This is a genomic window from Aquamicrobium terrae (assembly GCF_052978165.1).
In genome coordinates this window covers 3,129,213-3,150,101 of sequence record NZ_JBRKLZ010000001.1, presented here as the reverse complement: position 1 = coordinate 3,150,101, position 20,889 = coordinate 3,129,213, and the positions used below count along the sequence as shown (strand labels likewise).

Genomic DNA, 20,889 nt, shown 5'->3' with positions numbered 1-20,889 from the left:
GGAGAGTCTATTCGCCGTTAACCAGCCCAAGAATGAGACGGTGCATGTTGGCGCCTTCGGCCATTTCCACCCGGTCGAAATCGCGGCTGCGCTGGCGCTGGCGCTGCGAGGCCGCCGCCAGCGGCGCCTGGATATCCTGCCTGATCTTCTTGCAGCCGGGATCGTTCTCGGCCGTGACGCCGATGGTGTTGGCCTCGATCTCGGCCACCATCTCCTTCATGTGCACGCCATGCACCTCTTCATGGCGCTTGATGCCGTCGATGAAGACATCCCAGCGCTTCTTCGTCTCGGGCGGAAGGGCCTGCGAGGGTTTCGGCAAGGTGTAGGTGATGACGAGGCGCGGAATTGCCGAAACCAGCGTGCATGAGGTGCCCTGAGGGCGATAGTCCCGGCGCCATGTCAGCTTGAAGGTGGTGTGCGCGATCGCCCGCCCGACGCCGCTTTTCGGCCCCTCTTCCCCGATCGAGCGGTAAAGCTCGATCGGGGTCTTTCCCGAGATGGAATAGGCTTGCACGCGTTCGATAACCTCGCCGCCGGCCACGGCCGGCGAGATGGCGGCGAACACAAGAGCGGCCGCCAGAAGCGGCAGGGATACGGCAGTCGCCCTCACACGGTTTTCCCTGTATCTAGAAGCTCATTTCGGGCATGCATCCTACGCAAGCACCTCGCCACCATCAATGAGCCGCAATTTGTTCCACAAGCATCGCCCATGACACGCAGCATCCAGCCCCTTTTTCTTCCCTGCATGATTGCGGCATCGCTGGGGCTGATGCTCGGCTTTTTCGGCAGCCTCCACCCCGCCTTCGATTCCTTCGCCCATTTCCGCGTGCATCTGGCCGCCGTGACAGCGGTTCTGGCGCTTGTCCTGCTGTTTTCCCCCTACAGGGTGCTGGCGCTGTCGGCGCTGGTGTTTGCGACAAGCGCCTTTTCATCGACAACGGCCGCGATGCGCCCTCCGTTCGGCATGGCCGCAACCGCCTTCCCCATCAAGCCGGCCGATCAGGCCGTCTACCGCCTGATGGAACTCAACCTGCGCTACGACAATGCGGCACCCGAAAAGGTGCTGTCGCTGATCGGCCGCGTTCAGCCGGACGTGGTGACCCTGTCCGAGGTCAGCGAGATGTGGGAGGAAAAACTGAACCTCCTGCAAAGCGCCTATCCCAACCGCATCATGTGCGAAAGCCGCGACCCCAGGTTCGGCGTGGCTGTGCTGTCGCGACGGCCGTTTGCCGATGGCGGCGAGCCGAGTTGCCACCGGCTGCTGTCGTTGACGGTCACGTCCGTGGATTTCGGAGGCGTGGCGGTCGATATCGGGTCGCTCCATCTCGGCTGGCCATGGCCCTTCCCGCAGGCCGAGCAGATCGCGGACCTCCGCCAGCCGCTGTCCACGCTGCGCGATAACGCGATCCTTGCCGGCGACCTCAATTCGACGCCGTGGAGTGCGGCCGCACACGACATCGCGGAAGCGGGCGGCTTCGCCATCGTGCCCTCGCCCGGACCGACATGGATCGACCGGCGGCTGCCGCACGCTCTCCTGTTCGCCGGGCTGCCGATCGACAATGTATTCGCCAAGGGCGACATCACCGTGCATTCGATCGAACGGCTGGAGCCTGTCGGTTCCGACCATGTGCCGCTGCTGGTCGAATTCTCATTGCGCCCGCAGCCGGAAGAGCCCGAGGACGAGCGGGAAACCGCCACCGTCTCACGCGAACAGTTGCGCGGCTAACATGAAAAACGGGGCCGAAGCCCCGCTATTCCCTACATGTTTGCGTAGACCGGACCTTCGCCCCCCTGCGGCGGCACCCAGTTGATGTTCTGGTTCGGGTCCTTGATGTCGCAGGTCTTGCAGTGGACGCAGTTCTGCGCGTTGATGACGTAGCGCACGTCCTTCGCGTTCGGATCGGCCGCCGCATTGCCGTCGGCATCGACCCATTCATAGACGCCGGCCGGGCAATAGCGTGTCGAGGGACCGGCAAAGACATCGTGCTCGGACCGTTCCTGCAAGGCCATGTCCTTGACCTGAAGGTGAACCGGCTGGTCTTCCTCATGGTTGGTGTTGGACAGGAAGACCGAAGACAGGCGGTCGAAGGTCAAAACGCCGTCCGGCTTGGGATAGTCGATCCTGCTGTGCTTCGACGCCGGCTCCAGCGCGGCGGCATCGGTCTTGCCGTGCCTGAGCGTGCCGAAGGGTGAAACCCCGAACAAGGTGTTCATCCACATGTCGAGGCCGCCGAGGCCGACGCCGACCAGCGTGCCGAACTTCGACCACAGCGGCTTGACGTTGCGCACCCGCCTCAGGTCCTTGCCGATATCGGACCCGCGCCAGGCCTGCTCATAGGAGACGAGATCGTCATTGGCGCGGCCGGCGGCAATGGCCTCGGCCACATGGTCGGCCGCCATGACGCCGGACAGCACCGCATTGTGCGAACCCTTGATGCGCGGCACGTTGACGAGGCCGGCCGAGCAGCCCATCAGCACACCGCCGGGGAACGACATCTTCGGCACCGACTGCCAGCCGCCCTCGGTAATGGCGCGCGCGCCATAGCCGATACGCCTGGCGCCCTCGAAGGTGCCGCGAATGGCCGGATGCGTCTTGAAGCGCTGGAACTCCTCGAAGGGCGCCAGATACGGGTTCTTGTAGTTCAGGTGGACGACGAAACCGACGGCGACCAGATCGTCCTCCAGATGGTAGAGGAAGGAGCCGCCGCCGGTCTTCATGTCGAGCGGCCAGCCGAAGGAGTGCTGCACGAGGCCCTTCCTGTGGTTCTCCGGCTTGACCTGCCACAGTTCCTTGAGGCCGATGCCGTACTTGCCGGGCTCGCGACCGGCGGCAAGGTCGTATTTCTCGATCAATTGCTTGGCGAGCGAGCCGCGCGCGCCTTCGCCGATCAGCACATACTTGCCCATCAGCGCCATGCCGGGGGCGAAATTGGGTCCATGCGAGCCGTCGCGCTCGACGCCCATGTCGCCGGTGTAGACGCCCGTGACGGCGCCCTCGTCATTGTAGATCAGCCCGGCGGCGGCGAAGCCGGGATAGATTTCGACGCCCAGCGCCTCGGCCTTGCCGGCCAGCCAGCGGCAGACATTGCCGAGCGAGACGATGTAGTTGCCGTGATTGTTCATCAGGGGCGGCATGAGGAAATTGGGCAGGCGGACCGAGCCGGCAGGACCCAGCACCAGGAAATGGTCGGCGGTCACCGGCGTCTTGAAGGGATGGTCGTCTTCCTCCCGCCAGCCGGGCAGCAGCTTGTCGATCCCGATCGGGTCGACCACGGCGCCGGAGAGGATATGCGCGCCGACCTCGCCGCCCTTTTCCAGGACGACGACGGAAAGCTCGGGGTTGACCTGCTTGAGGCGGATCGCCGCGGCCAGCCCGGCCGGACCGGCGCCGACGATCACCACGTCGAACTCCATGCTCTCCCACTCGATATCGCTCATCAATCCCTCCGCATTGGCTTGCCGATACTGTGCTGGCTCCAGCGCTCCATAGCGCATCGGTTTGCGACGGGGAACCGACAGAAACGGCATACCGGAATTTTCATTGCAGCCTAACGTCGCAGATTTTTACGTGAACGTAAACGTCAAAATACTATCGTGAGCCGGCTCGTCATATGCCTGAAGACTGCCCCGATACGCCGGCAGCCCCTTGGCGCCCGCCGCTTGTGGTCATCTTGACACACGCCAACGCACAATTGAGTGTGCGCCGGCCCGCATATCGGCAATACTGCACCAATGCGCACCTATGGATGGCCCGGCCTGCCGCAGCTGCGCCTGACGAAACCGCTCGGCAGGGTCCGGAAACTTGCGGTTTTGGCCCTTGTTCCGGTGATGCTTGGCGCTTCCCCGAGCCTCGCCGAAGAGGGCGGCATGTGGCCTGCGGGTCCCTATGCGCTCTCGGACGAACTCGGCGACTTCACCATCACGGCGGTCGGCGGGTCCGGCACGTCGGACGACCCGCTGGTGGTGATGGAAGAGTTCCGCTCCGCAACCCCGGCGACGCTGACCATCCACAACGCGATCCGGCGGATGCCTCGCCTGCCCGGCGACGGCCACCTCATGGTGCTTTACCTGCGCATCGACATCCTCAACAACAGCGGCCACCCCTGGATCGAATTCGAGTTCGAGCTGCAGGAGATGCGCGACCGGCCGAGCACCTTCGGCGACGGCCTGTCCTTTGACCAGCGCAACCGCTCGCCGGAAACCATCTTCTCCAGCGCCTTCGCCCGTTTCCACCGCGATTTCGAGCCCTATGACCGGCTGTTGTTCTCCGGTGGGCAGGTCGACCCGCTGAGCACGGTGTCTTTCCAGTTCGTGATCACCGATTTCACGCCGCGCTGGACATTCTATCTGGTGCAAGACCCGCGCATTCCCTCGTCCTGACTTGAAAATGCCGGCCGATGCGCCGAATGTGGCCCCATGAGCGCAGCCGCCCCCGACAGCAATGCCGACATCCACGCCCTGCTGGCCTTCTATGCCGAAGCCGGCGTGGACGAGGCGCTGGACGACGTGCCGGCGAACCGGTTCGACGAGCGGGCGCCGCAACCCCGGCCGGCCGCCCAGCCGGCAGGCGAAGACCCAGGGCATCGGCCACAGGCGCAAAAACAGGCCCCGCCGCCAACGACACCACCCGCCGCACGCCCGCCGGCCCAGCCGGCCCAGCCGGCCGCCGTTCCGGACGGCCAGCAGATCGCCTTTGCGCGCGAGCTTGCGGCGAGCGCCTCGACGCTCGACGAATTGCGCGAGCGCATGGCCGGATTCGACGGCTGCAATCTCAAGCTCACCGCCAAGAATCTGGTGTTCGCCGACGGGAACCCCGAGGCAAGCATCATGTTCGTGGGCGAGGCCCCGGGACGCGACGAGGACATCGAAGGCAAGCCCTTCGTCGGCCGCTCCGGCCAGCTTCTCGACCGCATGCTGAAGGCGATCGATCTGGACCGCAGCAAGGTCTACATCGCCAACGTCATCCCGTGGCGGCCGCCCGGCAACCGGGCCCCGACGCCGCAGGAAACCGAAATATGCCGCCCCTTCATCGAGCGCCAGATCGAACTGGTCGGGCCGAAGATACTCGTCCATCTCGGCGGCGCCTCGGCCAAGACGCTGCTCAACACCACCGAAGGCATATTGCGGCTGCGCGGCAACTGGAGGGTCTATTCCGGGCGGTCGGGCATCGGAATCCCGGCCATGCCGACGCTGCATCCGGCCTATCTGCTGCGCACGCCGGCGCACAAGCGGCTGGCCTGGCGCGACTTCCTCGAAGCGAAGATGAAGCTGCGGTCCCTGTCCTGAGGTCAGGACGGGGTCACCCCTGCGGCGGCGTGACCTTGCGCGCTCTCGCTCGCTCCAGCCCGAGCTGGCGCTCGCGGAAGATGATGAACATCCCCGCCCCCACCACGATCGCGCCGCCGGCCAGCATGTGAATGGTGGGCAGGTCGCCGAACACCATGTAGCCGATGATGATGGCCAGGATGATCGAGGTGTATTCGAAAGGCGCGACCACCGAGATCTCGGCGTGGCGATAGGCGGCGGTCATGAGGATCTGGGCGACGCCGCCGCAAATGCCGCCGGCAATGAGCAGGGCGACCTGCGTCGCCGTAAGCGCCTCCCAGCCGAACGGCAAGCTGCCCAGCGAAATGACGCTGGCCATCAAGGAGAACCACAGCACGATGGTGGCGGTGCGTTCGCTGTGGACGAGGTTGCGCACCAGTATGACGGCGACGGCGGAGGTCGCGGCCCCGGCAAGCGCCGCCATCACGCCCAGCACCTGCTGGTCGTCCATCGCCGATCCCGAGCGGAGCAGGGTCAGTTCCGGCCAGGAGATGATGACGACCCCGACGAGGCCGATGGCCACCGCGCCCCACCTGTAGATGCGGATGGCCTCTCCCAGGAACAGCGAGCTGAACATCACCACCATCAGGGGCTGGGCGTAGTTCAGCGTGATGGCGTCGGCCAGCGGCAGGCGGGCCAGCCCGAAAAAGATCAGGCCCATGGAACAGACGCCGACGAAGCCGCGCGCCATATGGCCGAACGGCCGCTTGGTGGCGAAGGCGGTGCGCAGTTCGCGCCGCCAGCCGAGAAACAGCAATATGGGGAAAATGGCGAAGAAGGAGCGGAAGAAGACCGCCTGCCCCGCCGGCAGCGCCCCCGCCGCCTTGATGAAGGCCGACATCGCCACGAAAACCGCGACTGACATGACTTTCAGGGCTATGCCTGTCAGGGGACTGCCCGAATGATCAAGCGCTGTCGTGCTCAACTTGGCCCTGCGTCCTCTGGTGGGTGCGAATCCGGTTCCCTGGCGTGGGGTTCCCGACGCAGGCGCCTTTCATGTAAAGAACCTTGGCCGGATTGTCTTGAGCCAAGAGCAGTCTCCTCCTATCCCTGGAGCACCGTGCGTCCTGTCGCGCACCTGAAGGGCGCTCCGGCACCTTGATTGGACGGACGACCGCTGCAGTTTTCGGTCCGATGCCCTGAAAGCCGACCGCGAAAGGAATGGAAAGCATATGCGTACAGATACCGGCCAGGTTTTCAGGCTCGAGGACTACCGGCCGAGCGACTACCTCATCCCGCAGACCCGGCTGATTTTCAGGCTTGCGCCCGACGCCACAACGGTGGTTGCCGAACTGACCATCGAACGGCGGCCGGGCGGGGACGCGGCGGCGCCGCTGGTGCTCGACGGCGACGGCCTGAAGCTGAAGCGCATCGAACTCGAAAGCGTCGCGCAGCCCGCCCATGAGGCAACGCCCGAGCGGCTTGTCCTGAACGACCTGCCCGCCACGGACCGTTTCACGCTGATCCTCGAAACCGAACTGGACCCGGACGACAACAAGGCCCTGATGGGGCTCTATCGCTCCAATGGCGTCTATTGCACGCAGTGCGAGCCGGAAGGCTTCCGCCGCATCACCTATTTCCTCGACCGGCCGGACGTGCTGTCGGTCTATCACGTGCGTATCGAGGCCCCGCATGCCGCCGCGCCGCTGCTGCTTTCCAACGGCAATCCGGTGGCGAGCGGCGAGCTTGGGAACGGCTGGCATTTCGCCGAGTGGCACGACCCCCATCCCAAGCCCTCCTACCTGTTCGCGCTGGTGGCCGGCGATCTCGGCCGGCTTGGCGACAGCTTCACCACCATGAGCGGGCGCAAGGTCGAACTCGGCATCTATGTCGAGCACGGCAAGGAGAAGCTTGCCGCCTACGCCATGGACGCGCTGAAGCGCTCGATGAAATGGGACGAGGAGGTGTTCGGGCGCGAATACGACCTCGATGTGTTCAACATCGTCGCCGTCTCCGACTTCAACATGGGGGCGATGGAGAACAAGGGCCTCAACATCTTCAACGACAAATATGTGCTGGCCGACGAGGCCACCGCCACGGACACCGATTTCGCCAATATCGAGGCGATCATCGCGCATGAATATTTCCACAATTGGACTGGCAACAGAATCACTTGCCGCGACTGGTTCCAGCTCTGCCTGAAGGAAGGACTGACCGTTTACCGCGACCACGAATTCTCCGCCGACCAGCGGTCGCGCGGGGTCAAGCGCATCGCCGAGGTGCGCACGCTGCGCGCGCTTCAGTTTCCCGAAGACCAGGGCCCCCTCGCCCATCCGGTGCGGCCGCGCCGCTATCGCGAGATCAACAATTTCTACACGGCGACCGTCTACGAGAAGGGCTCGGAAGTGGTGCGCATGCTGCGCACCATCCTGGGCGCGGCAATGTTCCGCGCCGGCATGGACCTCTATTTCGAGCGCCATGACGGACAGGCCTGCACGATCGAGGATTTCCTCAAGGTGTTCGAGGATGTGTCGGGCCGCGACCTCTCGCAATTCGGCCTCTGGTACAACCAGTCCGGCACGCCGAACCTGACGATCAAGCCGAGCTACGAGGCCGGCACGCTGACGCTGGAAATCGAGCAGTCGGTGCCGCCCACCCCGTCCGAAAGCCGCAAGCGCGCCATGCACATCCCGCTGGCCTTCGGCCTGATCGGCAGCGATGGCAAGGAACTGGCATGGACCGAGGTCGAGGGCGCATCCGTGGAGGACGGCGTCATCCATGTGCGCAAGCGCAGCCACAAGCTACGCTTCCACGGCGTGGCGGAACGGCCCGTCCTGTCGCTCAATCGCGGCTTCTCGGCTCCCATCACGCTCGCCGTCGAACAGAAGCCGGAGGATCTGATCTTCCTCGCCGGCCATGACAGCGATCCGTTCGCGCGCTGGCAGGCCTTCAACACGCTGCTGACCGACAGCCTGATTTCCGCCTACCGGTGCGTGCGCGGCGACACGAGGCTGCGTTTCCCGCCGCAGATCGCGCAACTGGCCGGCAGGATCGCTGCCGATGCCTCCCTCGAACCCGCCTACCGGGCGCTCGCCATCACCTTGCCGTCCGAGACCGACATCGCCCGGGACGTCGGCAAGGATATCAACCCCGATGCGATATTCGTCGCGCGCCGGGAGTTGAGCAATTTCATCGCCCGTTCCAACCACGAACCGTTCGCGGAGCTTTACCGGGAATTGCGGGACGACGGACCGTTCAGCCCCGACGCTGCCGGCGCCGGACGGCGGGCGCTGCGCAACGTGGTGCTGGGCTATCTGGCCCGCATCAAGGGCGGCGCCGACCTCGCCCGAACGCAGTTTAGCGCCGCCACCAACATGACCGATCTGGTGGCGGCTCTCGGCACGCTCGCCCACGACCACGCAGGCTCCCCCCAGGCCGAAGCGGCGCTTGCCGACTTCGCGGCGCGCCATGGAGCGATGCCGCTTGCCATGGACAAATGGTTCCAGATCCAGGCGACCGCGCCCGGCGAGCAAGCCCTGGATACGGTGCGCGCGCTGATGCGGCATCCCGCCTTCTCGGCCGACAATCCCAACCGGGTGCGCGCGCTGCTCGGCACCTTCTCGGGCGGCAACCAGACCGGCTTCCATCGCGCCGATGGCGCCGCATACGCTTTCTTCGCCGAAATGCTGAAGGATATCGACCAGCGCAACCCGCAGCTTTCGGCACGGCTGGCCACCGCCTTCCGCTCCTGGCGCTCGCTGGAGCCGGTGCGCCAGCAAAAGGCCAGGCAGGCGCTGGCTTCCATCGCCGGCGCAAGCGATGTTTCGGTCGATCTGCGCGACATCGTGGAGCGCTCGCTGGCCTGACAAAATGGCCGGCGCGGCGATCTTTTTTTGCCGTGCCACTGGACAAGCCGAATCACCTTTGATTCCTTAGGGACGATTCGGATGTGTGGCGTAGCCGGATCATCAAACGGGACATATTTGGGGAGTGCCATTTCATGGCAAAGGCGGACGCGTTCAGCGCGCCCGGTGGGATGTCTGTTGACCGGCGCGGCAGCGGCCTGGCCGGCAATGCACAGCTCATCGCCCAGCCCGCCTACCAGAAGCTGGTTGCGGCCGAGCCCTTCCTGCGCCGGCTGATCCCTGTCCTGATCGTCATTTTCCTGCTCGTCGTCGCCGGCCTGCACTTCGTCTCGCTGATGAACTGGCGCGACGACGTCGAACGCAACGCCAGATCGGCGCTGGCGCTGGCGACCGGCCAGCTGATCGAGGCCGACCTCGCGGCCAGCAGCCAGCAGACCTTGCTGGAGCAGGTCGGCCGCACCGCGGCCCTTTCCGGCGACCATGTGCTGGCCTTCACCAACGAGAAATTCGTCGTTTCTGCGGTCACGCCGCGTTCCACCCGCTGGTACGGCCGCGCGCTGGACGAGATCGTCTCCGGCGGCCAGCCGCTGTTCCTGTTCGGCGAGAAGGCCGGCGTGATCCCGGTCAGGATCGGCGACGCGGACTGGTACGCGGCCGTCTCGATAGACCACGAGGCCAAGCGCGCCGCGGCGGCGCTGATCCCGCAGGACGCCGTGTTCACGCAATGGCGCAAGACCGTCTCGCTCAACGTCTCCCTGTTCGTGCTGACCGCCGGCGTGCTGATCATCATCCTCTACGCCTATTTCAGCCAGGCGGCGCGGGCGGAGACGGCCGACCGCGTCTATCTGGAGGGCCAGCAGCGCATCGACATGGCGCTGGTGCGCGGCCGCTGCGGCCTGTGGGACTGGGACATGGTGCGCGGCAAGATGTACTGGTCACCCTCCATGTACGACATGCTGGGCTACGAACCCTGCGACGCCATGCTCTCATTCGGCGAGGTCGATTCCATCATCCATCCCGACGACGGGAACCTGTTCGAGATCGCCAACCGGGTGATGGCCCGCGAGATCGACCAGATCGACCGCGTGTTCCGCATGCGCCATGCCAACGGCCAGTGGGTGTGGATGCGGGTGCGCGCGCAGGTGGTGGACCCCGATGCCGCCGACATCCAGCTCATCGGCATCTCGATGGACGTGACCGAGCAGCGCCATCTTGCCCTGCGCTCCGAGGCGGCCGACCTGCGCCTGCGCACGGCGATCGAGAACATCACCGAATCCTTCGTGCTGTGGGACCCCGCCGACCGGCTGGTGATGTGCAACTCCAAGTTCCAGCAGGATAACGGCCTTTCCGACCAGGACGTGGTGCCGGGCGCGCCACGCTCCATTCTGGAAGAGCGCATGCAGGCATTCGCTTCCGAGCGGCGCCTCGCCAATGCCAACGGCCCGCGCGGCGGCGTCACCTATGAGCGCCAGTTGGCCGATGGCCGCTGGCTGCAGGTCAACGAATTGAAGACCCGCGACGGCGGCACCGTGGCCGTCGGCTCCGACATCACCCAGATCCGGCAGCATCAGGACAAGCTGCTGGACAGCGAACGCCGATTGATGGCGACCATCCACGATCTCAGCCTCGCGCGCCGCGCCGAGGAGGACAAGGCCCGCGAACTGGCCGAGCTGAACCGCAAATACATGCGGGAGAAGGACCGCGCCGAGGCAGCCAACCAGGCCAAGTCCGAATTCCTCGCCAACATGTCGCACGAACTGCGCACGCCGCTCAACGCCATCATCGGCTTCTCTGAACTGATGACGCAGAAGCTGTTCGGCCCGATGGGCTCGGACCGCTACGACGAATACGCCAACGACATCAATTCCAGCGGCAAATACCTGCTTGGCGTCATCAACGACATCCTCGACATGTCGAAGATCGAGGCCGGCCAGTTCTCGATCGATCGCGAGGAGATCGACCTGTGCCCGCTGATCCGCGAGACGGTGCGCGTGGTCTCGCTGCAGGCGGCAGCCAAGAAGATCAATGTCGAGACCAACATCGCCGAGACGCTGAAGCTTTATGCCGACCGCCGCGCCATCAAGCAGATCGTGCTCAACCTGCTGTCGAATGCGGTGAAGTTCACCGGCGAAGGCGGCCGCATCTCGGTGCGCGCCCGCAACGCCTCGGGCGCGCTGATCCTGTCGATCGAGGACAATGGCTGCGGCATCCCCAAGCATGCGCTGAAGAAGCTCGGCCGGCCGTTCGAACAGGTGCAGAACCAGTTCTCCAAGAACCATGCCGGCTCCGGCCTAGGGCTCGCCATCTCGCGCTCGCTGGCCGAATTGCACGGCGGCGCCCTCAAGATCCGCTCCACCGAAGGCAGCGGCACCATCGTTTCCGTGCGCATTCCCGCCACCACCAAGAAGAAGCCCACCGGCCAGTTCCTGAGAGCCGCCGCCTGACTATTTCTTGCGACCGCGCAGGATGCTGTCGAAATCGCGCCGGACGGTCGCCGCCTTTTCCTTCAGCTCCGCCTCCAGCACCGAGAAATCCGGCAGGTCGGTGACGGCCAGCAGGAGGTCCGAGAGGCCGGGCGGCACGTCGTCCCTGTCGAAGGGACCGGTCAGGCACAGCCGGATGATCTGGGTGATGGCGAGATAGAAACCGTAGGCCCGCACCAGCTCCTCGCGCATGCCGGCATCGGCATAGTCCGGGGCAAGGCCCGCCAATATGTCGGCAGTCGCCGTCGTGCCGGGCTTGCCGGTGAACTTGCCGGTCAGCGCGGCGACCTGGGCGATGAATTCGAGGTCGATCAGGCCGCCCGGCACCAGCTTGATGTCCCACAGGTCGCGCGGCGGTTTCTCCTCCTCGATCAGCTTGCGCATGTCCGAAGCCTCGCGGCGGACCTTGGCGGCATCGCGCGGCTGGGCGAGGATGGCGGCAATCTCGCCGGCAAGCTCGGCGCACAACCCATCGTCGCCGGCGACCGGCCGGGCGCGGGTCAGCGCCATCTGCTCCCAGGTCCAGGCATCCTGTCGCTGATATTTGCGGAACGCCTCCATATGGGTGGCCACCGGCCCCTTATTGCCGGAGGGGCGCAGGCGCAGGTCCAGCTCGTAAAGCACGCCCTCGGCCGTGGGGGCCGACACCGCCGCAATCAGGCGCTGGGTGAAACGGCTGTAGTAATGCGCCGGCGCCAGCGGCTTGCCGCCGTTCGATTCATCCGCCTCCGGATCGTGGTCATAGAGCAGGATGAGATCGACATCGGAGCCGGCGGTGAGTTCCTGACTCCCGAGCTTGCCCATGCCGAGCAGGGCCACGCGCGCGCCGGCGATGCGGCCATGCCGGACCTCGAACTCGGCCGTCACCGCATCCAGCGCGGCGCCGATGGTGAGGTCGGCCAGATCGGAGAAGGCCCGCCCTGCCCGGCGCGCATCGATGGAGCCGGCCAAAAGCCGCACGCCGATAAGGAATTTCTGCTCGGCGGCAAAGATGCGCAACCGGTCCAGAACCTCCTCATAGGCACGATCACCCTCGAGGAAGGCGGACAGCCGCCCCGCCAGATATTTGCGATCGGGAAGCTCGCTGAGCAGGGCCGGATCGAGCAGCCCGTCGAAGACATGCGGGCGGCGCGTGATGATCGCCGCCAGCTTCGGGGCAGCACCCATGATGGTGGCCATCAGGCGCAGCAAGGCGGGGTTCGATTGCAGCAGCGAGAAGAGCTGCACGCCCGCCGGCAGGCCGGACAGGAACTCGTCGAAACGCATCAGCGCCTCGTCGGCGCGGCGGGTCTTGCCGAAGGCTTCGAGCAGCGCCGGCGTCAGCTCGGTCAGCCGCTCGCGCGCCTCGGCCGAGCGCGTCACTCGATAACGGCCGAAATGCCAGGCGCGGATGACCCGGCAGATGTCGCTCGGACGCTGGAAGCCGAGAGTGTGAAGCGTCTGCAACGTATCGGGATCGTCGACATCGCCGGTGAAGACGAGATTGCCCATGCCGGTCGAAAGCTCCGGCGCGGCCTCGAACAGCGCCGCATAGTGACGCTCCACCTCCACCAGCGACGCGCGGAACGCCCGCGAGAAGGCGTCGGCATCGGCAAAACCCAGCATATGGGCGATGCGTTCCAGTCCCTCGTCGTCCTCCGGCAGCATGTGGGTCTGCTCGTCGGCCACCATCTGCACGGCATGCTCGACGCGGCGCAGGAACCAGTACTGGCTGGCCAGCGCATCACGGGCCTCGGCCGTGATCCAGCCATTTCCGGCAAGCTGGGAAAGCATTTTTACCGTCTCGCGGCCACGCAGTTCGGGAAAGCGCCCACCGGCGATGAGTTGCTGGGTCTGGACGAAGAATTCGATCTCGCGAATACCGCCACGCCCCAGCTTGACGTTATGGCCCTTCACGGCAATCTCGCCGTGACCCTTGTGGGCATGAATCTGGCGCTTGATGGAATGGACGTCGGCGATCGCCGCATAGTCCATATATTTGCGCCAGACATAGGGACGAAGCTCCTTCAGGAACGCCTCGCCCGCTTCGATGTCGCCGGCCACCGGGCGGGCCTTGATCATCGCGGCGCGTTCCCAGTTCTGGCCGCGCCCCTCGTAATAGGTCAGCGCCGCCTCCACCGGAATGGCGAGCGGTGTCGAGCCGGGATCGGGACGCAGGCGCAGATCGGTGCGGAAGACATAACCGTGCTCGGTGCGGTCCTGCATGATGCGCACCAGCCTGCGGGCAAGGCGCGAAAAAATGTCCGTCGCCTCCATCGGGTCGCCGACCACCGCCTTGTGATCGAAAAACAGGATGAGGTCGATGTCGGAGGAAAAGTTCAGCTCATGCGCGCCGAGCTTGCCCATGCCGAGCACGATCAGGCCGCTGCCATGGGCGGGATCGGAGGGATCAGGCAGCTTCAGCTTGCCCTGCCGATGGGCAGCGGCCAGCAGGAAGGCGGTGGCCGCCCGCACGCAGCCATCGGCCAGCACGCTCAGGCGCTGGACGGTCGCCTGCGTATCGGCCTCGCCCGCAAGATCGGCCAGCGCGATCAGGAAATGCGCCTCGGTCTTGAGCAGGCGCAGGCGCTTCATCAATTCGGCTTCCGAAACGCCCTCGCCTTGCCAGCATGCTTCGATCTCCGAGCCGATCGCTTCCAGCCGTTCCGGGACGGTCCGGTCGAGCAGGGCAGCGAGCATCTGCGGCCGACGGCGGGCGAGATCGCGCAGAAAGGGAGACAGGTCGAAGACGGCAGCGAGGAAGCGCTGCACCTCGCCATCCTTCGCCAGCAGGCCGGCCAGACGCGGAAGCTCGTTCTCGGCTGCACTCGCGGCCACGTCGGCAAGTGCTTCCCGCGCATGATCCGGATCGACAGGCCGCAGTTCAAGGGCGGGCTGCAGAAGCCAGCCGGTTGCGGCGCGTTCGGCCGTCACGCTCGATGCCATAGGTCAGGACCTGTCCTTTTCGGGAAACACCATGACCACGGATAATCCGGGATCGGCGGGCAGAAGATCAAGCCTGCCGCCGTGAAATTTCATCACCGCCTTGGCGAGGCTGAGCCCCAGCCCCGAACCCGGCTGCGAGCGGCTCTTTTCCAGCCGCACGAAACGTTCCGTCGCGCGCGCGCGATCCTGCTCGTCGGGAATGCCGTGGCCGTTGTCGGTCACCGACAGCCTGATCTCCGCGCCTTCGCGCTGCAACCGCACCCGCACGCGCGGCTCCTCGGTCGCATCGGCCGAATATTTGATGGCGTTGTCGACGATGTTGGACAGCGCCTGCCCGATCAGCTCGCGGTTGCCGCTGATGGTGACGGATTGCGCGGCTTCCGCCTCAAGCGCGACTCCGCTGTCCTCCGCCAGCGGCTCGTACAGCTCGACCACGTCGCGCACCGCTTCGGCCAGATCGACGCTGCTCATGCTCTCGGCGGAATAGCCGGCCTCCAGCCGGGAAATCATCAGGATGGCATTGAAGGTCTTGATGAGTTGGTCGGACTCGGCAATCGTCGCATCCAGCGCCTCACGATAGTCGGCCGTCTTGTGCTTGCCGGCCAGCGTGGCCTCGGCCCGGTTGCGGATGCGGGTAAGCGGCGTCTTGAGGTCGTGGGCGATATTGTCCGAGACCTGCTTCAACCCCTCGTTCAGCGTATCGATGCGGGCCAGCATGGCGTTGAGGTTCTCGGACAGCCGGTCGAACTCATCGCCCGCGCCCGTCGTCGGCAGGCGGCCGGAAAGGTCTCCGCCCATGATGCGGCGGCTGGCGGCGGAAATCCCATCAATGCGCTTCAGGGCGGCGCGGCCGACGAAGAACCAGATGACGATGCCGCCAAGCCCCATCATGCCGAGCGCCAGCATGAGCGAACGGCTGACCACGTCGCGGAAGCGTTGCGGCTCGCCGAGATCGCGCCCGACAAGGAGGATCATCTGGTTGGGCAGCCGCAGCACCATCGCCAGCGCATCGTGGCGGCGCAATTCCGCGCGCTGCGCCTCGGTCTGGCCGTTCTCGGTCTCGCCATTCTCGGCCCGCTGCCGCTCGGCTTCGCTCTCGCCATAGCGGCGGTAGTAAAAGGGCCGCGTCGTCCAACCCTCGATCTCCAGGACGCCCGGTTCGAGGCTCTGGACATTGCCGGTGAGAATCTGGCCGTTGGCATCGGCCAGCAGGTAGAGATTGGCGCCGGGCTGCCGCGAACGCTGCTCCACCACGCGCACCATGGTCGGCAGGCCGCCACGCTGGTAGGCCCGCGCCAGGCTCAGCACCTCGTCATTGATGGTTTCCTGCGTCTGGGTGGTCAGCATGCGCACCGACAGCGAGGTCATGTAGAAGACCAGCAGGGTGGCGCAGAGCGCGAACAGCAGCAGGTAGAGCGCCGAAAGCCGCGCCGCCGTCGTCTTCATGATCGCTGGCAGGGGAAGCGCCATGCGCCGTCAGCCGTGCTTGAGCATATAGCCGGCGCCGCGCACCGTGTGCAGGATCGGCTTGTCGAAGCCCTTCTCGATCTTGCCGCGCAGGCGCGAGACATGCACGTCGATGACGTTGGTCTGCGGATCGAAATGATAGTCCCAGACATTTTCCAGCAGCATGGTGCGGGTGACCACCTGCCCGGCATGGCGCATGAGGTATTCCAGCAGCCGGAATTCACGCGGCTGCAAGGTGATTTCCTGATTGGCGCGCTTCACCGAATGGGAAAGGCGATCGAGTTCGAGATCGCCGACGCGGTAGACGGTTTCGCTCTCGCGGCTGCCGGCGCGCCGGTTCAGCACCTCGACGCGGGCCAGAAGCTCGGTGAAGGCATAGGGCTTGGTGAGATAGTCGTCGCCGCCTGCGCGCAGACCGGTCACCCGGTCGTCGACCTCGCCCAGAGCCGAGAGGATCAGCACCGGCGTGGCGTTGCCGCGCGAGCGCAGGCCGGCGATGACCGAGAGACCGTCCCGGCGCGGCAGCATGCGGTCCACCACCATGACATCGTAGTCGCCGGCATCGGCCAGCGCGAAGCCGGTTTCGCCATCGCCGGCGATATGAGCGGTGTGGCCGGCCTCGGAAAAGGCCTTCTCCAGGTAGTCCGCCGCCTCGCGGTCATCTTCAATGACAAGAATCTTCATCGCATCACTATAAGCGATTCCGGCGGCTGTGGCGGAACATCGGCACAGCGGGAAAGATTGCCGGCCGCCGCTACATGCCACGGCGGCCGGAAGCCTGTTCAGCCCTGGCTGATCGGCAGTGCGACGAAGCGGTTGGCCGAGTCGCGGCTGATCTGTACGAGGACCGACTTGCGGCCGGCCTTGGCGGCCTTGTCCATGGCGTCGGTGACGTCCTTGACGTTGTTCACCTCGTCGGAATTGACCGCGGTGATGACATCGCCGGCCTGGATGCCGCGATCGGCGGCGTCGCTGTCGGGATCGACATCGGTGACGACAAGGCCCTTGCCATCGTCGGAGGCGGTCACGGTCAGGCCGAGATCGGCAAGCGTGTCGGCGGGGGAGGCCGACGAGCCGTCGCTATCGGTGGAGGCGGCCTTGTCGGCCCCCGGCAGCTTGCCGAGTTCGACCTTGATGCTCTCCGCCTTGCCGTTGCGCCACAGGTTGATGTCGACCGTGCTGCCCGGCGCATAGCCGGCAATGACCCGCGCCAGGTCGCGGGAGGATGCGACGTCCTTGCCATCCACCTGGGTAATAACGTCACCGGAAACGATGCCTGCCTTCCGGGCCGGGCCGTCATCCTGCGCGTTGGCGACGATGGCGCCCTTGTCCGAGTTCAGCCCGAGCGATTCGGCGATGTCCTTGGTGACCGGCTGGATTTCGACGCCGAGCCAGCCGCGGGCGACCGAGCCATTCTTCATCAGGTCGTCCACCACCTGCTTGGCGGTGGAGGCGGGAATGGCGAAGGCGATGCCGACATTGCCGCCCGAAGGCGAGAAGATGGCGGTGTTGATGCCGACGACCTGTCCGCCGAGGTTGAAGGCCGGGCCGCCCGAATTGCCGCGATTGACGGCGGCGTCGATCTGGATGAAGTCGTCATAGGGACCGGCGCCGATGTCGCGGCCACGGGCCGAGATGATGCCGGCCGTCACCGTTCCGCCGAGGCCGAACGGGTTGCCCACGGCGACCACCCAGTCGCCGACGCGGACCTGGGAGTCGTCGGCGAAATCGACATAGGTGAACTTGGTGTCGCTATCGACCTTCAGCACGGCGAGGTCGGTGCGTTCGTCGGTACCGATCAGCTTGGCATCCAGTTCCTTGCCGTCATTGGTGACGACGGTGAAGGCAGACCCATCGTTGACCACATGGTTGTTGGTGACCAGATATCCATCCTCGGAAATGAAGAAGCCGGACCCCTGCGCTACGGGACGCGGCTTGGCCGGACCACGACGCTCCGCCCGCGGACGGCCGTCACGGTCGCCGTGGCCGCGGAATTCACGGAAGAAGCGGCGCATCGGGTGGTCGGGGGGGAGATTGCCGAAGCCCTCCTCGGGAAAGCCGAAGGTGGGGCCGCGATCGGCGGTCTGGTCGACCTTGGCCTTGACGCGGACACTGACGACGGCAGGCGTCACATTGGACACCACGTCGGCGAAACTGGGAACCTGGGGAGCTTCGACACGCACGGCTTCGGCGAGCACTGGCTCGGTGCCCGCGGTGACGGCGGTAAAGCCGACCGCGCCGGCAATGGCGAGCGATGCTGCGGCGGCGGCGAGGCGCTTGCTCCTGCGGGAAACGATATGGGAGACGCTGGTCATCGATCTCTATCCTTCTTGCACTGGATGCCTCGAAAGCATCATCGCAGGCAGAGATAGGATGGTTGACCTTACTGCGCCATTTCCGGCTGATGAAACTTTGTTAATGTTGGGAGGGTGGCTCGCGACGAAGCAACTCGTCGAGCGCGGCGCGCTCCTCTGCCGTGAGGCTTTCGACCTCGACGGGGCGCTTGCGCCTTGAAGCGAAGAAAACGAAGGCCCCACCCGCCAGGAGCAGCATGAAGGGCGCGGCCCACAGCAGCACCGTGCGGACATTGAAACGCGGCTTCAGCAGCACGAACTCGCCATAGCGGGAGACGATGAAATCGACCACCTGACGGTCGCTATCGCCAGCCTCCAGGCGCTCGCGCACCAGAACGCGCAGGTCGCGGGCGAGATCCGCGTCGGAATCGTCGATCGACTGGTTCTGGCAGACCAGGCAGCGCAAGCCGGCCGAGATGTCGCGCGCCCGCTGTTCCAGTGCCGGATCGGCCAGCATTTCGTCCGGCGTCACGGCACGTGCGGCCGGCGCAAGCAGCAGGCCCACGCACAGCAGGGCAAGCGCGATACGGCGCATCACGCCGTCTCCGCGGCCGGCCTGACCGCGCCCTTCCTGCCGCGGCGCGCCGGCGCGCCGACCCGCAGGCGGCGGTCGAGCAGCGACATGGTGCCGCCCGCCATCATGACGAGCCCGCCACCCCAGATAAGGATCACGAAGGGCTTCCACCACAGGCGCACGACCAGTCCGCCCTCGGTCTGCTCGCCGATGGAAACATAGAGCTGACTGAAGCCGAGCGTGCTGATGCCGGCCTCGGTCGTGTTCATCTGGCGCACGGGATAGAAGCGCCGAGACGACCAGATTTCCCGCCTCACCTCGCCGGCCGGACCGAGCAGCGAGAAATGCGCCCTCTCGTCAGTGTAGTTCGGCCCGCGAACCGGTGTGAGGTTGTCGAAACGCACCCGCTTGCCTGACAATTCAGTGACCTGCCCCGGCTTCATGGTCAGCACGCTTTCGGTACCGAAGCTGGTCGCGCCCACCAGCCCGAGCACCGTCAGGCCGAGACCGAGATGGGCAAGCGCGGTTCCGAACACGGAGCGCGGCAGGCCGATGAAGCGCCTGACCATGACCGAAGGTCGCGCATGGCCGACGCCGGCCTTGATCGCCAGATCGGTCAACGCGCCCAGAACCAGCCAGACGGCCAGGCCGACACCGAATACGGCAAACGCCGAGGAGCCGTCGATCAGGAAAGCCGTCACCAGCGCAGCGACAAGGGCCGCGCCGAAGGCGAACATCAGCCGCTGCGCGGCGGCCAGTACATCGCCGCGCTTCCACGCCAGCAACGGCCCGAACGGCACCAGAAGCAGCAGCGGCACCATCAGCGGAATGAAGGTAAGGTTGAAGAAGGGAGGGCCGACCGAAATCTTGTCGCCCGCCATGGCCTCGACCAGGAGCGGATAAAGCGTGCCGATGAACACTGTCGCCGTCGCCGTGGTCAGGAACAGGTTGTTCAGCACCAGCGCACCCTCGCGCGAGATCGGCTGGAACAGGCCTCCCTGCGTCAGCGACGGCGCACGCAGGGCAAACAGCGCCAGCGATCCGCCGATGAACAGCATCAGGATACAGAGGATGAAAAAGCCGCGCGACGGATCGGTCGCGAAGGCATGGACGGATGTGAGCACGCCGGAGCGCACGAGGAAAGTGCCAAGCAGCGACAGGGAAAAAGTGAGTATCGCCAACAGCAGCGTCCAGATCTTCAACGCCGACCGCTTTTCCATGACGATGGCCGAATGCAGCAGGGCGGTGCCTGCCAGCCACGGCATGAAGGAAGCGTTCTCGACCGGATCCCAGAACCAGAAGCCGCCCCAGCCAAGCTCGTAATAGGCCCAATAGGAACCCATGGCGATGCCGCCGGTGAGGAACACCCAGGCCACCAGCGTCCATGGACGCACCCAGCGCGCCCAGGCCGCGTCGATGCGTCCCTCGATCAGCGCCGCCACGGAAAAGGCGAAGCAGATGGAGAAGCCGACATAACCGAGATAGAGCAGCGGCGGATGCACGGCGAGGCCGATGTCCTGGAGGATCGGGTTGAGGTCCCGTCCCTCGATCGGCGCCGGCGAAAGGCGGGTGAACGGGTTGGATGTGATGAGGATGAAGAGGAAGAAGGCAACCCCGATGGAGCCTTGCACGGCCAGCACCGTGGCCTTCAGGCTGGCCGGCAGATTGTTACCGAACAGCGCCACCAGCGCGCCGAAGAAGGCCAGGATCAGAACCCAGAGCAGCATCGAGCCCTCATGGTTGCCCCACACGCCGGTGACCTTGTAGAGCATCGGTTTCAGCGAGTGGGAATTTTCCCAGACATTCTGAAGCGAAAAGTCCGACTGGGCATAGGCCAGCGTCAGAATCGCGAAAGACAGCGCCGTGAAGGCGAAGCCGGCCAGCGTGACGGGAACGGCGACGCCCATCATGCGCTCATCGTGCAGACGCGCGCCGATCAGCGGAACCGTCATCTGCACCAGTCCGAGGGTCAGTGCCAGAACCAGCGCGAAGTGCCCGATCTCAACCATGAGGCG

General features: G+C 65.5%; 14 protein-coding genes. 5 read left to right on the top strand and 9 right to left on the bottom strand.

The window, feature by feature from the left end:
- Positions 1-7: 7 nt before the first annotated feature.
- Positions 8-610 (bottom strand): DUF922 domain-containing Zn-dependent protease, encoded by a 603-nt coding sequence (locus ACVCNR_RS15485; protein ID WP_447075409.1) that lies wholly within the window; start codon positions 608-610, stop codon positions 8-10.
- A 99-nt stretch (positions 611-709) separates the two neighbouring features.
- On the opposite strand from ACVCNR_RS15485, the gene ACVCNR_RS15480 reads away from it, so the two are divergent.
- Positions 710-1,726, top strand: coding sequence for an endonuclease/exonuclease/phosphatase family protein (locus ACVCNR_RS15480; protein ID WP_447075408.1), 1,017 nt, complete (start codon positions 710-712; stop codon positions 1,724-1,726).
- Positions 1,727-1,758: 32 nt separating this feature from the next.
- Here the strand turns inward: ACVCNR_RS15480 and ACVCNR_RS15475 are convergent, their stop codons facing one another.
- On the bottom strand, positions 1,759-3,438 hold the full coding sequence (locus ACVCNR_RS15475) for an electron transfer flavoprotein-ubiquinone oxidoreductase (protein WP_447075407.1): 1,680 nt from the start codon (positions 3,436-3,438) through the stop codon (positions 1,759-1,761).
- 429 nt (positions 3,439-3,867) lie between these two features.
- On the opposite strand from ACVCNR_RS15475, the gene ACVCNR_RS15470 reads away from it, so the two are divergent.
- The gene (locus ACVCNR_RS15470; protein ID WP_447075406.1) at positions 3,868-4,380 is read left to right on the top strand and encodes a hypothetical protein; all 513 of its coding nucleotides are present in this window, start codon (positions 3,868-3,870) and stop codon (positions 4,378-4,380) included.
- A gap of 36 nt (positions 4,381-4,416) precedes the next feature.
- Entirely contained in the window at positions 4,417-5,286 is an 870-nt protein-coding gene (locus tag ACVCNR_RS15465; RefSeq protein WP_447075405.1) for a uracil-DNA glycosylase, read from the top strand.
- Between the two features lie 13 nt (positions 5,287-5,299).
- Here the strand turns inward: ACVCNR_RS15465 and ACVCNR_RS15460 are convergent, their stop codons facing one another.
- Positions 5,300-6,250 carry a DMT family transporter gene (locus ACVCNR_RS15460; RefSeq protein ID WP_447075404.1) on the bottom strand — a complete coding sequence of 317 codons (951 nt, stop codon included), beginning with the start codon at positions 6,248-6,250 and terminating at the stop codon, positions 5,300-5,302.
- A gap of 247 nt (positions 6,251-6,497) precedes the next feature.
- Here ACVCNR_RS15460 and pepN point away from each other — a divergent pair, with 247 nt between their 5' ends.
- Together pepN and ACVCNR_RS15450 are read left to right on the top strand one after the other, a co-directional pair.
- Positions 6,498-9,131, top strand: a complete 2,634-nt coding sequence (pepN, locus tag ACVCNR_RS15455) for an aminopeptidase N (protein WP_447075403.1) — start codon at positions 6,498-6,500, stop codon at positions 9,129-9,131.
- 134 nt (positions 9,132-9,265) lie between these two features.
- Positions 9,266-11,575: a PAS domain-containing sensor histidine kinase gene (locus ACVCNR_RS15450; protein WP_447075402.1), complete on the top strand. Its 2,310-nt coding sequence runs from the start codon at positions 9,266-9,268 to the stop codon at positions 11,573-11,575.
- Here ACVCNR_RS15450 and ACVCNR_RS15445 read toward each other — a convergent pair whose 3' ends face one another.
- The 6 genes from ACVCNR_RS15445 to ACVCNR_RS15420 all read right to left on the bottom strand — a co-directional run bounded on the left by ACVCNR_RS15445 (position 11,576) and on the right by ACVCNR_RS15420 (position 20,883).
- Complete coding sequence (locus tag ACVCNR_RS15445) at positions 11,576-14,539, bottom strand: bifunctional [glutamine synthetase] adenylyltransferase/[glutamine synthetase]-adenylyl-L-tyrosine phosphorylase (protein ID WP_447075401.1); 2,964 nt, start codon at positions 14,537-14,539, stop codon at positions 11,576-11,578.
- Between the two features lie 3 nt (positions 14,540-14,542).
- Positions 14,543-16,009: a sensor histidine kinase gene (locus ACVCNR_RS15440; RefSeq protein WP_354192937.1), complete on the bottom strand. Its 1,467-nt coding sequence runs from the start codon at positions 16,007-16,009 to the stop codon at positions 14,543-14,545.
- A 6-nt stretch (positions 16,010-16,015) separates the two neighbouring features.
- A complete protein-coding gene (locus ACVCNR_RS15435; RefSeq protein WP_354192938.1) occupies positions 16,016-16,690 on the bottom strand; it encodes a response regulator transcription factor in 675 nt (224 codons plus the stop codon).
- 98 nt (positions 16,691-16,788) lie between these two features.
- A complete protein-coding gene (locus ACVCNR_RS15430) occupies positions 16,789-18,321 on the bottom strand; it encodes a Do family serine endopeptidase (protein WP_354192940.1) in 1,533 nt (510 codons plus the stop codon).
- Positions 18,322-18,421: 100 nt separating this feature from the next.
- Positions 18,422-18,895: a cytochrome c-type biogenesis protein gene (locus ACVCNR_RS15425; RefSeq protein ID WP_447075712.1), complete on the bottom strand. Its 474-nt coding sequence runs from the start codon at positions 18,893-18,895 to the stop codon at positions 18,422-18,424.
- Positions 18,895-20,883 (bottom strand): heme lyase CcmF/NrfE family subunit, encoded by a 1,989-nt coding sequence (locus ACVCNR_RS15420; RefSeq protein ID WP_447075400.1) that lies wholly within the window; start codon positions 20,881-20,883, stop codon positions 18,895-18,897. Before ACVCNR_RS15420 ends, ACVCNR_RS15425 begins: the two co-directional genes overlap by 1 nt.
- Positions 20,884-20,889 lie beyond the last annotated feature (6 nt).